Here is a 13,866-nt window from a genome sequence, read left to right on the forward strand (position 1 = left end):
TGACGGTGACGAGATCGCGGATCTTCTGCCCGGCGACGAGATCGCCGTTCGCCTGTGCGGCTTCGAAATGCTTCACGACCTCGTCGATCACCCGATACTTCACCTCGTCGGCGCAATGCGGCGACATAGTCGGCGACGACCAGGTCTTCGGCAGCGCGTCCTTGAGCTGCGACATCGATTTGCCCGGCGCGCGGTCCAGCATCTCGCAGATCGCGATCGCCGAGACGAGGCCGTCGTCATAGCCGCGGCCGAGCGGCGCGTTGAAGAAGAAGTGGCCGGACTTCTCGAAGCCGGCGAGCGCGTTGCTCTCGTTGGTGCGGCGCTTCATGTAGGAGTGGCCGGTCTTCCAATATTCGGTCCTGGCGCCCTGCCGTTGCAGCACCGGATCGGTCGCGAACAGGCCGGTGGATTTGACGTCGACCACGAAGCGCGCGTTGGGGTGGATCGCCGACATGTCGCGCGCCAGCATCACCCCGACCTTGTCGGCGAAGATCTCCTCGCCGGTGTCGTCGACCACGCCGCAGCGGTCGCCGTCGCCGTCGAAGCCGAGGCCGAGATCGGCGTTGTGCTGCAGCACCGCGTCGCGGATCGCGTGCAGCATCTCCATGTCTTCGGGGTTCGGATTGTATTTCGGGAAGGTGTGGTCGAGCTCGGTGTCGAGCGGGATCACCTCGCAGCCGATCGCTTCCATCACCTGCGGGGCGAACGCGCCGGCGGTGCCGTTGCCGCAGGCGACCACCACCTTCAGCTTGCGCTTCAGCCTGGCGTGTTTGGTCAGGTCGGCGATGTAGCGCGCCGGATAGTTCGGGTGAAAGACGTAGGAGCCGCTGCCGGCCTTGAACTCGGCGCCGAGTACGATCTGCTTCAGCCGGTTCATCTCGTCGGGGCCGAAGGTCAGCGGCCGGTTGGCGCCCATCTTGACGCCGGTCCAGCCGTTGTCGTTGTGCGAGGCGGTGACCATCGCGACGCACGGCACGTCGAGATCGAACTGCGCGTAATACGCCATCGGCGTCACCGCCAGCCCGATGTCGTGCACCTTGCAGCCCGACGCCATCAGACCGGCGATCAGCGCGTATTTGATCGACGCCGAATAGCTGCGGAAATCGTGCCCGGTGACGATCTCCTGCGGCCGGCCGAGCTCGGCGATCAGCGTGCCGAGCCCCATGCCGAGCGCCTGAACGCCCATCAGGTTGATCTCCTGGCCGAACAGCCAGCGCGCGTCGTATTCGCGGAAGCCGGTGGGCTTGACCATCGGCTCGGATTCGTAGGCGTAGGTATTGGCCGTCAGAAGCGGCTGCGGCGTCGGAAACATCGGCGGACAACTCACACAACGATAGAACAGGGATGCGGGTTTGCGGAAAGCCCGCGCGACGCCGGCCGTCAGGCCCTCCGGTAGTCGTCCTCGATGCGAATGATGTCGTCTTCTCCGAGATAGCTGCCGGTCTGGACCTCGATCAGCTCCAGCGGGATCTTGCCCGGGTTCTCGAGCCGATGGGTCGCCCCGATCGGGATGTAGATCGACTCGTTCTCGTGAACGTGCTTGACCAGATCGTTGACCGTGACCAGCGCCGTGCCGCGCACCACGATCCAGTGCTCGGAACGGTGGTGATGCTTCTGCAGCGACAGCCGGCCGCCGGCCTTCACCACGATGCGCTTGACCTGATGCCGGTCGCCGGTGTCGAGCGACTGGTAGCTGCCCCAGGGACGATGCACCCGCAGATGCTGCTGGGTCACTTCCGGCGCCACCGTCTTGAGTTTGGCGACCAGGCGCTTCAGGCCGTTGGCATCCTTCTGGCGCGACACCAGGATCGCGTCCGTGGTCGCCACCACCACCAGATCGTCGACGCCCTCCAGCGCCACCAGCGCCTTGTCCGAGGTCACGTTGCAATTGCGGCTGTCCTCGAACACCGCCATGCCCTGCGCGGCATTGCCGTGGTCGTCCTTGTCGGACAGCTCCCACACCGCGTGCCACGAGCCGACATCGGACCAGCCGCAATCGACCGGCACCACCGCGGCGCGCGCGGTCTTTTCCATCACCGCGTAGTCGATCGAAATCGCCCTGGCCCGGCCGAACGCCTCCGGCGCGAGCGTCACAAAGCCGAGATCGCGGCCGGCGCCCGTCACCGCCTCGGTGATGCTGGCGATGCTGTCGGGATCATGCTGCCGGTACTCGTCCAGCAGCGAGGCCGCGCGGAACATGAAGTTGCCGCTGTTCCACAGATAGCCTTGCTCGACATAGGTCGCGGCCGTCGCCGCGTCGGGCTTCTCGACGAATGTCCCGACCTTGAACACGCCGTCGGTGATCCGGTCACCCGGGCGAATATAGCCGTAGTCGCTCGCGGGCCGTTCCGGCTTCACCCCGAAGGTGACGATGAAGCCCTCGTCGGCGGCGACCTTGCCGGCGCGGCAGGCCTCGACAAAGCTGCGCGTATCGCGGACCACATGATCCGCCGCCAGCGCCAGAACCACGGCATTCGCATCGCGCTGATCGGCCAGGACCGCACCGGCGGCGATCGCCGGGCCCGAATCCCGGCGCGCCGGCTCCAGCAGGATATCGGCCTCGATGCCCAGCTCGCTGAGCTGCTCCAGCACGATGAAGCGATAGCCCGTATTGGTCATCACGATCGGCCGACCGAACAGCGCAGGATCGGATACCCGCAGCAGCGTCTCCTGAAACGTCGAGCGCTTCCCGAACAGCGGAAGGAACTGCTTCGGACGCACCTCCCGCGACGCAGGCCAAAGCCGCGTCCCCGCGCCGCCGCACATGATCAGGGGCACGCACCTACGATCGTTCGCAGACTTCCAGACACCGTTCATCGAAAACACCCAACTGTGATAACGATCTGCTCGTGGTTGACGTCCACGATCTGGTCGAAAAGCCCACTGCGGTCATCCATCCGCCATCGTCGCTCGTCCGACATATCGTCTCAACGCCACAGCAGTCAGGAACGCCACAGACCTCATCCCGCACCCGTCCGACAGGTCGCACGACGCTCGACTCTGAGATGCGGCCTCTCGACCATCAAGATGAGGTCCGTGGCGTAACGATGAATATCTCTGTCAGGCACGGCGCGGCGTCGCGATCTCGTTCTCTGTGGCGGCAAGCGAGCTGGGACCGACGTCCCGCACGCCTCCTCCGTTGTAGACGACCACCAGACGTTCCCCGTCCTCGGACTGGCTGACGGGGACGGCTTGCTCGACCTGCGGCTCCTCGTCCGCCGGCGCCGCAGGCGCAATCGCAACTTCATCGACGAGTCGAGCCTCGGCTTTGTCGCCGATCTCGGCAGGCACCGGAATCGCCGCGATCATCGTCTGGTCATTGGTGGGCGCCGGATACTCCTCCTTCGCCCTCCGCAGCGGCAGTCCCCATCGTCGTCTTGCCACGGGATTCGACGGAACTCGGGCCGTTTCAGGCGGCGCTGACCTCTCGGGCGTTTCTGACCTCGGGAATATCGGGGTCACCCGATGGTCCGCCTGACTGGGCTCGATCGGCGGCGCCACAGGCTCCGGGCTGTGCCGGTCGCGTTCCGGCTCCGCATCCGCCAGCTTCCACGTCATCGATCTCGCAGCGACCCGCGCGGATTTGAGCTGGGACTGGACGTTGATCGCGTACATGCTCGGCGGAGAAAAGAAGATCTTGGTGACGACCGGGACGATTTCGAGGAACACGACGAAAAGCCGTATCATCCACGAGAACAAAGTGATCGCCGGCCCTTCCTGCGGATCACTCTTCAAGGCCTGATAGGCCGTCAGTCTCACCAAGGGATCATTGCTGTCCTTCCTTTGCTGGACGAAGGAGCCTTCCAGCGTGCGTTCGCGATAGCGCTGCACCTTGGCCTCGCGCTGGCTTTCCAGCATCTGGAAGTTCGCGCGTGCCGTGTCCACCTGGTTCTGGATGGCCGCCCGCTTGGCCGCGAACTCCTGCCTCTGTTCTTCCCGTTGCGCCAGGTCCGCCGCCACGCGCGCCGCCGCGTCATTCTTGATGCGTTCGCGCCTCGCGACGATGTCCGACAATTCCGCCTGGCGCGACTGCAGAAGGATTTCCGCCGCCTCCTTCTGCTTCTTGGCGAGTTCGTAGCGTCGCCCGGCCCCGGCTCGCCCGCTATTGGTCGGCCGCAGCTTTTCACCGAACTGCTCCGCGCTCATATCGAGGGACTGCTCCCTGATCGTCTCCTCGAGCTCTCTGACCTCGCCACGAACGCCGACTTCGCGCTCGGCGAGCGCCTTCAACTCGCGCTCGACATCCGGATCCGCCGCGGCAGGATTCTCGGAGGGGACCGGCGCCTGCGCCAGCAGCTCACGCTGGTGCTGTTCGATCGCGGTCAGTTGGGAGCGGCTTTCCGCGATCTCCCGGTCGAGCCCCGATGCGTATTTGTCGATCTGCTCGAAGATCGGGCGATTGCCGGCGACCCGATCACGATCGATCTTCTGCGAGATCGCATCGGAAAACAGCGCGAGCTCGAGAAACAGAGCAATTACCCAGGCGAGCCCCAGCGAGATCGCCAGACGCGCAGCGATCCTCACGAACTGCCAAACCGAGCGCCTCAGCCCCTCCCCGGCCGTCCCGGATTGATCGTCGTCCAACCAGAACGCGCCCTGCACGAACCAGTCGGACTGAAACAACGCACGATCGAACATCATCACGGTGAGCGCGATCACCACCGCAATGGATGATCGCAGCGCCGTCGAACCGACGATATAGCCGAGGGCGTAGTACGAGACCCCGAACACCACCAGGAACGAAAGGCAGAGCGAGAAACCGATCTGCATGGCCCAGATTCGGTCGGTCGGCGGGCAGCGGGCGATCAGCTCCCGGTCGACCCCGGCAATGAAATAAAGCAATCGTTGGAGCATGTTTCACCCCTCTATGAACCGGATTCAGGCCGTTCACGGCCGACGCCCGCAATGAAGATCGAACACCTTTTGGAGGCGCCGGGCAATGAACTGATTAGTCAAAGGTTAACTGAACTGGGAAAAAGCCGGTGAAAGAGCGCTTCGCTCTCCGACTGCGCGGCACAACCAGTTATCTCGACGCGGCCGGTTGACATATATGTCAACGCGTCTGCTTGCCGATCAACTAATCGGAGCAGGTCACACCGCCGACCGGACTCGTTCGAGGCCTGTCGAGCCTTTATACCAATAGCGATCGACCAGCTTGAAATCACCGACGCTCCGGACGGCCCGGCCGCGGATGCAAAGGTCGTCGTTCACAGCGAAGCGTCCCGCCGTCGGCGATCGGCCTCGAGCACGAAGAAAAGTCCCCAGTATGTGTCGTTCAGGTCCGGACGAAGCGGCACCCGGCTTGCCCGCTCGTGGACAGGCCATCGCGCAACCAGCCGGTACCCAACGGCTTCCATGCCCGCAATCGTCGCCGCCAGACTGTGGAGTTTGCAGGCGTGCACATAGCCGTCGCCGACCTGCGTCGTCACGATCGGATCCGCCCGCGAGAACGGCGTTCGGTTGACGACCACCAGGCGCGGCAGTTCGGCGAGCCTGGCGAGGATCACCGCCAGTTCGTCTTCAAAATAGTGCAGCGCCCCGGAGACGATGAACAGATCGACCCCGGAGGCGTCTTCCATCCGCCGGGAAAACCCGATCCGGTTTTCGTGTCGCGATTGTGCGAACTGCAGCACGATCTCTTCCTTGTCCGGCAGATCATGCACCATCCAGCGCAGCGTCGCAGGCAGTCGCAGTTCGCGGTCGTAGGGGTAGAACAAGTTGCCGATCCCGCCGCCGAGATCGAAGATGCGCGACAGGCCCGGCGCGTAACCAGACAAATAGAACAGCACCGGGTAGTCGCTCTCGCGCGTCACATCGGCAAACTGCTTGAGCTGGCTCACGACGTCGGAGTGCTCGTGACCGGCCGGTATGAACCTGCGGATATACTTGGTCGCCGTCTCGATGTCCGGGAAGGGCTGATAGACACACAGAAGCGCCCTCAACCAACGCTCGATCACCGGGTAGCTCGCCGCCAGACCGATCAGCCGCGCGCCATGGGGCAATCGCGCGAGCGCCCGGAGACCGATTGCGGTGGTGGAGCCGATCATGACGCGCAATTTCTGAAATCCCATCACCACCCTGCCCTTCCAATCTGCCGCCGTCCGCATCGGTCATTTGAATGATGCGCGATTTCCGGCGTGATCGCGACCTCTACTGTTGCTCACCATGCCGAGGTGCCGCGGCCGATCGCCCTCACCCGCTCGACATCTGCAACCACAATTGGCGTTGATACGCAGACCTCCATTTCGGACGCTTGCCGCCCTGTCGGGCAGAACCGTTTGCAGGCCGCCCGACCAGCGAAAACTGCTGCGCCAAACGGAAACAAGATCCCGAGACTCTTAGTCAATCCTGAAGGTGTTTGTTAACCCAATGCCCCTTCCAATGTGGATCGCAGCGGGCGTGCCCTGCCCTCGCCCGAGTTAACCTCGCACAATGATCCCGACGCACAGCGAGCGTTCCCGGCGTTGGAAATGGAAGGGCAACGACCGGCGAACGTCCGTTGTGAATGACGCGCAGAAAGCGTTCACACAACCACCGGCTGCATTCTATCTTGAACGAACGCGGGTGCTGGTGGACGATACGCGTCGAGCGACGGGGCGCTGAACGAAAGCGGGAAATGCAACATTCGGCCACGACGCGACCGAATTTGCACGGGAATCTGGTCGGGCTGCCGGTGGGGATTCCGGCAGCTTTGTAGAAGCCTGCGGCAATCGAGCGGGCCCTGCAGAGCTAAGTCTGATCGTAAGGGGAGCGCGCGGGGACACGTGACGATCGAGGATCTGCTGCGGCAAGGGGTGATACGACGGATCGAGGTGGATCTCGGAGCGGGCGAGCAGCCCGCCCGGCTGCTGTACGGCACCCCCAGTTTCATCGGATGGCTGGAGAACCTGCTGGGGGGCGCGGAGCCCGAGCAACGGCTCGGCGAGGCGACACCTGCCGAACAGGTCGACGCGCTGTTCTACGCCTATATGGCCGGACGACCATTGGTTTATGTCCGACAATTCAGAATGATACGCGTCGAGCAAAGTGCCGTATGGGAGCTGAAGACCCCCGACGTGCGCATCTTCGGCTGGTTCTTGCGCAAGGATTGTTTCGTGGCGGTTTTCGGCGATTGGACCGACCACGTGAAAGATCACAATTTATATAAAGGTTACCGCACATCAGTCCGCCGAATTCGACGAGAATTGGGTATAGATTCTACCCTGTGTGTCACAGGGAGTTCGCCCGATGACGTCATTTCGATGTGAACTTGGCGGCCATTCAACAACTACGACGCGTACTTCGACCTCGTTTCAAGCTGCCGGCTCCGGCGCTTCAGCGGCACGCGAACAGACGGTGGCGATGCCGGCCGGTCAATTAGCTGGCCGGCTCGGCGACTCGGGCCGCTCGCTTGCCGATGACGAAAGCTGCGCCGCACGGATACTGAATTTGATTAGGTCGGCTCCGTCCCGAGCCGAGGTGCAGGATTGTCGCCGGGCGCTTTCCGGCGCTGCACCCATGCGATCTGTCGATCGGAACGTTCAGACGACACGCGTTGAAATGCCCGGTCAGGCCCTGCGCGCTCACTGAGACATCCGGCTCAGTCGGCCTTTTGGCCCGAATGCTTTTCCGACACCCTATTATTCAAGCGAGTTAAAATGGAACGGTATGGATATTGTATCTTCTGCGACGACATTCGCACCGAAGCCGGCGGAAAACTCAGCTTTATCGGCTGCTACAACTCGGCGATGTTCGTGAAGAACGAGTTTCCTCTGTCGCTGCCCAAACTGTGTGTGCACTTCAACGTCTTCTCGCCCGCCGACCAGCCTTACAGATCGCTGCGGGTCCGATGCTATCTGCCGGGCGAAGACAAACCGATCGCCGAGGAGACGATCGAAGTCCCTGCGCTGCAGGACCAGATCAATCTTCTCACCAGCCTGCCGAAAGATCAGCCGATGATGCCATTCATCGTGGTTGCGGCGAGCCTGATCTTTTCGCCTTGCGAAATCAAATCGGCCGGCATGATCCACGTGCGCGCCGTCATCAACGACAGCCCGACCGAACTGCATCTCGGATCACTCGCGGTCTCGTCGCAGGCAACGATTCCGGTCGCCCTGGAGCAAGGACAAGCCGCCATCAACTGAGGGCCGCCGATCGCCGGACGCCCTTCCACGACATTACTCGTCGCCGGCGCGCCGGCATCGAACACGCCGGCCCCGCCCTTGATCGCAGCCGGCTATCCCGCCCGCCATCCTGTGCGGGGCAGTGACCGACCTTCGGTGATCGAGATCCGGACGAGGACCGCAAGCGTCTCGGGCCCGGACGGCAACCCGGGCTACCAAACTTGCCCCGACCTTCAGATTGTCTGAGCTGTCCGACGTGAACGAGCCCGCACGGCGCCGGCTGCCGGCGATATGTCATTTCCGTGACGGGCGATGCACTGATCGAGCGACTGCAGCACTGAAACTGATCGGCTGAACTGTCGCGCGGGGCCACAGATCCGGGCCGTCGACGCCGCGCGCCCGCGGGACGAGAGCCCTACTCCGCGGCTCCCGAGAAGCTCTGAAAATTGGAATTGCGAGCGCGCTGGTCGGGAAGATGGTCATTCTTCACCGAGCAGATGTTCACGACCTTGATCTGTCCGTAACTCAGCGTGGAAGTCGTCACCGGCTCATTCTGCCCGGCATGGCGTTCTGGCTGTCGGAGCTCGAACGACAGCTCCATGTCCATCGCCCAGGCCAGATCGGCCAGACTCCGTAAGGTGAGATTGCTTTCGCCGGAGAGCTGGCGATTGATGACGGAACGATTGACGCCGAGACGCTTGGCGAGTGCCTGTTGGGTCAGGCCGTCCCTCTTCTTTTCTGAAAGCACCTTGAGCAATTCGTCTCGTACGCGGGCAATAAACCGTCCTGCCTTCTGCGCACGACCGCCGATATCGAAATGATAAGACGTCACTGCGGAACCTCCTACCCAGCCGCGATCCTCAATACAAAGTGGCGCCGTCCAATCAGTTGCAAGTAGTGTTCATTGTGCACCAAAGCAGCCGGGTTGACAGCCCTTTTGTCGGATTGCCGATTGAATACACGCGGAGTGTTGCTGAATATCCATCCCCGGACGACGCCCGGCCCCAAGTCTTGAGATTTAGTAGGTTCTTGCCGGGCTACGGTTCAACCGAACTGGATATCGGACCAATTCTTCCGAGGACTTTCGCGCCCCCCAGGACGCTTCCTGAGCGAACGCTTCAGAATCTTGCCTAAGGCAAGGGCCGCAGCGGCGTCAGCCGTTAGAAGGAAGCGGCGTCAGCCGTCAAAAGGAGATGGCGGGACTGACGTCCCGCCATCCGAAGGCACCTTAGTGCTGAGAGGTGAACGCGACGTTGTGCGAGCCGAACTGCGCCGTCACGGAGGTGTTGGTGACGGTGGCGGAGTTCTGGGCGGTCACGGCGTAGTTGCCGGTACCGACCTGGACGGTCGCCTGGGTGTTCAGCGCGCCGATCATCGGCTGCAGGCCGGTGCTCTGGGCGGCGACCGCGGTATTGCTGTTGCCGAACTGGGCGATCAGCGATCCGTTGGCGCCGACATTGAGCGGATTGGCGATCTGGTTGGTAAAGGCGCGGTTCTTCGAGCCGGCCTGGATGGTCGCCGCGGCGTTGGTGGTGAGCGACGCCGGCGCGTTCTTCTGCAGGGTGACGGCGCTGTTGCGGTCACCGAGCTGGATGGTGGCCTGACCGTTCAGGCCGTTCTGCTGGCTGACCAGCGCGGCGTTCTTCTCGCCGAACTGCGCGACCAGCGAGTCGTTCGACACCGGCAGAGCGCTGACGCCGTTCTGCATGGTGATCGCGGCGTTCTTCTTGCCGACCTGGATGGTCGCGGCGTTGTTGTTGACGCCGTTCAGCGCGATCGCCTGGGGAAGGTTAGCGGTCGCGGACACCGTGCCGTAAGCCGGCTTTGTCGTCGGGCTATTCCACGGGCCGAACTGCTTGTTCTCAACACCGACCAACACCGTATCCGAGACGGAAACCGACAGCGGTGCACGAGCGCCTTCCGAGTTCTGCACCGTCAGAGCAGAGTTGCCCTTACCCACCTGCAGGGTCGTCGCTGCGTTGGTGCCGCCCGAGACCGCCGGCGCAGTGTACGGCCAAGAGTACGGGCCGTAGCTGGTGGTGCCCGGCTGATGCAGACCGCCGAAATCCCAATACGCCTTGGTGGTCGTGATCGAGCCCGAGAGCGAGCCATCGTTCGCCGCGAAGCTCGGCGAGCCCTTGGTGCTCTGCAGGGTCATCGCCTTGTTGCCGACGCCGATCTGGGTGGTGAGCGCCGAGTTGGTGGCGCCCTGGGCGTTGGCCAACTGGCCGGTCGCCGACAGGTTGCCGTAGCCGAACTGCATCGTGCCCTGATCGTTGCCGCCGCCGGCCTGACCGGCGAACGACCGGTTGAAGCTGCCGAACTGCAGGGTCGCCGACTCGTTGTTGCCACCGGCGGCACCGATCTGGCTGGTGGCGGCGAAGTTGCCGACGCCGACGCTCAGAGTGGTCTGGTTGTTGTTGCCGCCGGTCTGGCCGACCAGCGCGCTGTTGAAGGCGCCGAGCTGGGTGGTCGAGGAGGTGTTCTTGTTAGCGCCGGCGTTGTCCTGCGAGGTCGCCGCGAAGTTGTTACCGCCGACCTGCAGCGTGGTCTGCTTGTTGTTGCCGTCCTTCTGATTGACGATCGAGCCGTTGAACGCGCCGAACTGGGCGGTCGTCGAGTCGTTCGGCGTGGCGGCGCTCTGCCGGCCCTTCTGCGAGGTGACGGCGAAGTTGCGCACACCGCCCTGCACGGTGCCCTGCTTGTTGTTGCCGCCGGTTTGCAGCGCGACGGCGCCGTTCTGCACGCCCATCTGCAGGACGCCCGACTCGTTGGTCTTCGACGAAGCGGCGCTCTGCGCGGTCAGCGCCGAGTTACCGCGACCGAGCTGAACGGTGCCCTGCTTGTTGTTACCACCGGTCTGGCCGGCGATCGCCTGGTTGGTCGACCCGGCCTGCACGATGAACGACTCGTTGCTGGCGGCGGAAGCCAGCGACGTCGTGGCCAACAGAACGGCCAGCGTTGTCAGCATTCTCATGACTTATTCCCTGTTATCCGAAGCGGGGTCGACGACCATCGCCGCCCTCGAAATCGATTTAACTCCAACTTAACTATTCGGACAACCGTAAACCGGTTATTTACTTTAACCGTCAACCTAACCGGGCAGCGCAGCCCAACTAACAGTCAGCTAACAGGTCGGTTTTTGAGGAATCGGGGCGCTGACGACCGGCCGCCGTCCGGCGCGTTGACATGCAAGTCAACGCGCCGCGCCTCCGCAGCTCGCCGGTGTTGACTCATATGTCAACACCGCCGGAACTCCGCGAAAAGCAGTGCACTTCAAGGCGAAAAATCGTGACTTTTGCGATTCTTTGGCCGACACAGCGAGCCGGCCGATGACAAATTAATTCAACTCGCAGTCCACTCTTGTAGAGGTTGTTAAACCGCGTTTAACTACCCGCGCCTTGGGAGGCGAGCGAAGCCGATCAAACGGTTTTGTCCGCCTTAGCCAACGAAGACGACGTCACTTTCGAATTCCGAACTACGCAAGTCGATTAGTTCATACCAGTTCACGCGTTTCCAGAGCCGCTGTTTCGATGTTTGCCGCGTCACGACATATCAGCCGCCTCACCCGATGCAGTACGGGCCTGCTGCTGATTCTGATCTGGTCGTCCGACGCCGGAGCGAGCAACACGATGGGACTCGACTGCGAGATCAGAAATACGCCGGACGGCGATCTGCTGCGGCTCGACGCGATCGTCCACGCGCGAAACGCTGCGGCCGGCGAATATCGACTGACCGTCTTCAAACAATCGCCAGGCGGCGTGAGCCAGAACGCCCAGAGCGGGACTTTCGAATTCGCCGGCCCGGCGGACGAGGTGGTGACAAGCGTCATCGTCGATCGGTCGCCAGACGCACAGCTTCGGGCTGAACTAACGATAAGATCCAATCAAGGGAGCGCATCATGTGTTTCGCCATGACATCGCGATTCTACTCGATGGCCGCCGTGCTGGCCGTCGCAGCCGCGGGCCTTGGACACGCGACGATCGCACGCGGAGAAACCGCTTATATTTCGCAGGCCACCGGCAATGGCGGCAGCCCTGTGATCGGATTAGCGCCCTCGTTGCTCGGTAACAGTACCGCGGCGAGCTTTGCAGGCGGTAATAAGCAGAAGCAGTCTCTTCCGGAGATGGCTGCGCCCAGAGTGAGCGGTGGAAATTACGCAAGCACGCTGCAAATCGGCTCCTACAACTCCGTTTTCCAGGCTCAGCACGGCTTCGGAAACGTCTCCAACGTGGGCATTATCGGCGGTCATCACAATGCGGTGGGCGTGTTGCAGAGTGGCAACAACCTTCGCTCCAATCTTGTGCTACTTGGTACGTCTGGAACGTCGGTCGGCGTCCTACAGGGAAATGGTGCAGCGCCGCTGAACCTACTTGTCGGACGATTACCGAACGGCGCACTGCTGATCGGAGGCTTGCCGATCAGGCGCTGAAGACGAATTGTTTGTAGCTTTTAGGAGGATGGGATGAAGTCGAAATTTCTGCTAGCCGCTGCTGCGTTGGTGATTCTCACGGCGCCCAGCCTTGCGACCGAACAGATTTATCGCCCGGTCAGCCCGACCTTCAATGGTAATCCGCTCAACGGCAACTTCCTTCTGAGCACCGCCCAGGCCCAGGGGATGGGGGCCAAATCCGGCAGCAACAACACGCCCGACCTGTCCGGATTGAGCTCGGCGCTGAGCAATATCGGAAGCGGTTCGTCCGTGATCGTGATCGGCGGTACGCCGACAACTGCTTCGACCAGCCCGTAACCGAGCGTCAACATTGCTCGGTCAGTATTAAGTTAGTTGAACGGGGGGCGGCGGCGATGGATAGCAGAGCCGGATCATTGGCGTGTGTCTTGCTGGCTGTTTCCTTGGGTGGATGCGCTATCACCGGAACTGACAAGGATCCGGTGACGCCGCCCGCAACCATGGTTGCGTCGACCAAGACCGGCGTCGTGCTCGAACAGCTTCCGCCTCCGACCAAGAAGCTCGATGTCGCCGTTTACAATTTTCCCGACCTCACCGGTCAGAACAAGTCGAACGACAACTTCGCGGAATTCTCGCGCGCCGTCACTCAGGGCGGCAGCTCGATTCTCACCGACGTGCTGCTGACGGCCGGCGGCGGCCACTGGTTCGACGTCGCAGAACGCGCCGACCTGCAGCCGCTTCTTCAGGAACGCCAGATCATTCAGAATACGCGGTCGGCCCTGCAGGGCGACAAGGCACAGAGCCTGCCACCGCTGCGATTCGCCGGCGTGCTGCTCGAAGGCGGCATCATCGGATACGACACCAACGAAACCACGGGCGGAATCGGGGCGAACTACCTCGGCCTGGGCGGCAGCGCGCAATATCGGCAGGACATCGTCACCGTGTCGTTGCGGGCGGTGAGCGTTCAAACCGGCCGCGTGCTCGCCGCCGTGACGACGACAAAGATCATCTACTCCGTGAACATCAGCGGCACCGGCTTCAAATATGTGGCGATCGACAGCCTGCTGCAGGCCGATGCGGGCTTTACCAAGAACTCGCCGACCACCCTTGCGGTGCGCGAAGGCATCCAGCTCGCCGTGTACTCGCTGATCTTCGAGGGCGTGAAGAAGGATCTCTGGAACTTCAAGGATCCGGCCGCCGGCTCAGCCTTCATGCGTGAACTCGAGCTGCAAAGGAAGGCGGCTCTTCCCACCGCCCCGGCCGGTATGTGATCCGGGACTGACCTTTCGCAGATTCCGGCGCAGGTCGAAGCTCGAACGAACCGCCCAGGCGCGACGAAGGCAGCTATCCGCA

At 62.6% G+C, this 13,866-nt stretch carries 12 protein-coding genes; 6 read left to right on the forward strand and 6 right to left on the reverse strand.

Annotation, left to right across the window (positions count from 1 at the left end):
- The 4 genes from DU475_RS02075 to DU475_RS02090 all read right to left on the reverse strand — a co-directional run.
- Positions 1 to 1,312: phosphomannomutase/phosphoglucomutase (locus DU475_RS02075; protein WP_164630394.1), on the reverse strand; the 1,312-nt coding region annotated here is incomplete at its 3' end.
- A 68-nt stretch (positions 1,313 to 1,380) separates the two neighbouring features.
- Positions 1,381 to 2,817 (reverse strand): mannose-1-phosphate guanylyltransferase/mannose-6-phosphate isomerase, encoded by a 1,437-nt coding sequence (locus tag DU475_RS02080; RefSeq protein WP_164630396.1) that lies wholly within the window; start codon positions 2,815 to 2,817, stop codon positions 1,381 to 1,383.
- A 243-nt stretch (positions 2,818 to 3,060) separates the two neighbouring features.
- Complete coding sequence (locus DU475_RS02085) at positions 3,061 to 4,854, reverse strand: DUF4407 domain-containing protein (RefSeq protein WP_164630399.1); 1,794 nt, start codon at positions 4,852 to 4,854, stop codon at positions 3,061 to 3,063.
- 353 nt (positions 4,855 to 5,207) lie between these two features.
- A complete protein-coding gene (locus tag DU475_RS02090) occupies positions 5,208 to 6,047 on the reverse strand; it encodes a TIGR04325 family methyltransferase (RefSeq protein WP_246700215.1) in 840 nt (279 codons plus the stop codon).
- 717 nt (positions 6,048 to 6,764) lie between these two features.
- Between DU475_RS02090 and DU475_RS02095 the strand changes: the two genes are divergently transcribed.
- Both DU475_RS02095 and DU475_RS02100 read left to right on the forward strand, forming a co-directional pair.
- The gene (locus DU475_RS02095; protein WP_013501812.1) at positions 6,765 to 7,247 is read left to right on the forward strand and encodes a hypothetical protein; all 483 of its coding nucleotides are present in this window, start codon (positions 6,765 to 6,767) and stop codon (positions 7,245 to 7,247) included.
- 390 nt (positions 7,248 to 7,637) lie between these two features.
- Positions 7,638 to 8,123 carry a hypothetical protein gene (locus DU475_RS02100; protein ID WP_047307586.1) on the forward strand — a complete coding sequence of 162 codons (486 nt, stop codon included), beginning with the start codon at positions 7,638 to 7,640 and terminating at the stop codon, positions 8,121 to 8,123.
- Positions 8,124 to 8,517: 394 nt separating this feature from the next.
- Here DU475_RS02100 and DU475_RS02105 read toward each other — a convergent pair whose 3' ends face one another.
- Positions 8,518 to 8,934, reverse strand: coding sequence for a helix-turn-helix domain-containing protein (locus DU475_RS02105; protein WP_013501810.1), 417 nt, complete (start codon positions 8,932 to 8,934; stop codon positions 8,518 to 8,520).
- Positions 8,935 to 9,330: 396 nt separating this feature from the next.
- Positions 9,331 to 11,079, reverse strand: a complete 1,749-nt coding sequence (locus DU475_RS02110) for a beta strand repeat-containing protein (RefSeq protein ID WP_164630401.1) — start codon at positions 11,077 to 11,079, stop codon at positions 9,331 to 9,333.
- 556 nt (positions 11,080 to 11,635) lie between these two features.
- Here DU475_RS02110 and csgH point away from each other — a divergent pair.
- Genes csgH through DU475_RS02130 form a run of 4 tightly spaced genes read left to right on the forward strand, consistent with a single transcriptional unit; the run spans position 11,636 to position 13,784 of the window.
- Entirely contained in the window at positions 11,636 to 12,019 is a 384-nt protein-coding gene (gene csgH / locus DU475_RS02115) for a curli-like amyloid fiber formation chaperone CsgH (protein ID WP_164630403.1), read from the forward strand.
- Positions 12,004 to 12,534: a hypothetical protein gene (locus DU475_RS02120; RefSeq protein ID WP_080964136.1), complete on the forward strand. Its 531-nt coding sequence runs from the start codon at positions 12,004 to 12,006 to the stop codon at positions 12,532 to 12,534. Before csgH ends, DU475_RS02120 begins: the two co-directional genes overlap by 16 nt.
- A 33-nt stretch (positions 12,535 to 12,567) precedes the next feature.
- A complete protein-coding gene (locus DU475_RS02125; RefSeq protein WP_013501806.1) occupies positions 12,568 to 12,852 on the forward strand; it encodes a curli assembly protein CsgF in 285 nt (94 codons plus the stop codon).
- Positions 12,853 to 12,908: 56 nt separating this feature from the next.
- On the forward strand, positions 12,909 to 13,784 hold the full coding sequence (locus DU475_RS02130; RefSeq protein ID WP_013501805.1) for a CsgG/HfaB family protein: 876 nt from the start codon (positions 12,909 to 12,911) through the stop codon (positions 13,782 to 13,784).
- The last annotated feature ends 82 nt before the right edge of the window (positions 13,785 to 13,866 follow it).

It is taken from the genome of Rhodopseudomonas sp. WA056 (genome assembly GCF_010906995.1).
Lineage (GTDB): Bacteria > Pseudomonadota > Alphaproteobacteria > Rhizobiales > Xanthobacteraceae > Rhodopseudomonas > Rhodopseudomonas palustris_G.

What these genes read in the sequence shown, in the direction of transcription:
- DU475_RS02120 (WP_080964136.1), top strand. Translation starts at nt 12,004, where the DNA reads ATGTGTTTCGCCATGACATCGCGATTCTACTCGATGGCCGCCGTGCTG.
- DU475_RS02090 (WP_246700215.1), bottom strand. Translation starts at nt 6,047, where the DNA reads ATGATCGGCTCCACCACCGCAATCGGTCTCCGGGCGCTCGCGCGATTG.
- csgH (WP_164630403.1), top strand. Translation starts at nt 11,636, where the DNA reads ATGTTTGCCGCGTCACGACATATCAGCCGCCTCACCCGATGCAGTACG.
- DU475_RS02080 (WP_164630396.1), bottom strand. Translation starts at nt 2,817, where the DNA reads ATGAACGGTGTCTGGAAGTCTGCGAACGATCGTAGGTGCGTGCCCCTG.
- DU475_RS02085 (WP_164630399.1), bottom strand. Translation starts at nt 4,854, where the DNA reads ATGCTCCAACGATTGCTTTATTTCATTGCCGGGGTCGACCGGGAGCTG.
- DU475_RS02110 (WP_164630401.1), bottom strand. Translation starts at nt 11,079, where the DNA reads ATGAGAATGCTGACAACGCTGGCCGTTCTGTTGGCCACGACGTCGCTG.
- DU475_RS02100 (WP_047307586.1), top strand. Translation starts at nt 7,638, where the DNA reads ATGGAACGGTATGGATATTGTATCTTCTGCGACGACATTCGCACCGAA.
- DU475_RS02130 (WP_013501805.1), top strand. Translation starts at nt 12,909, where the DNA reads ATGGATAGCAGAGCCGGATCATTGGCGTGTGTCTTGCTGGCTGTTTCC.
- DU475_RS02125 (WP_013501806.1), top strand. Translation starts at nt 12,568, where the DNA reads ATGAAGTCGAAATTTCTGCTAGCCGCTGCTGCGTTGGTGATTCTCACG.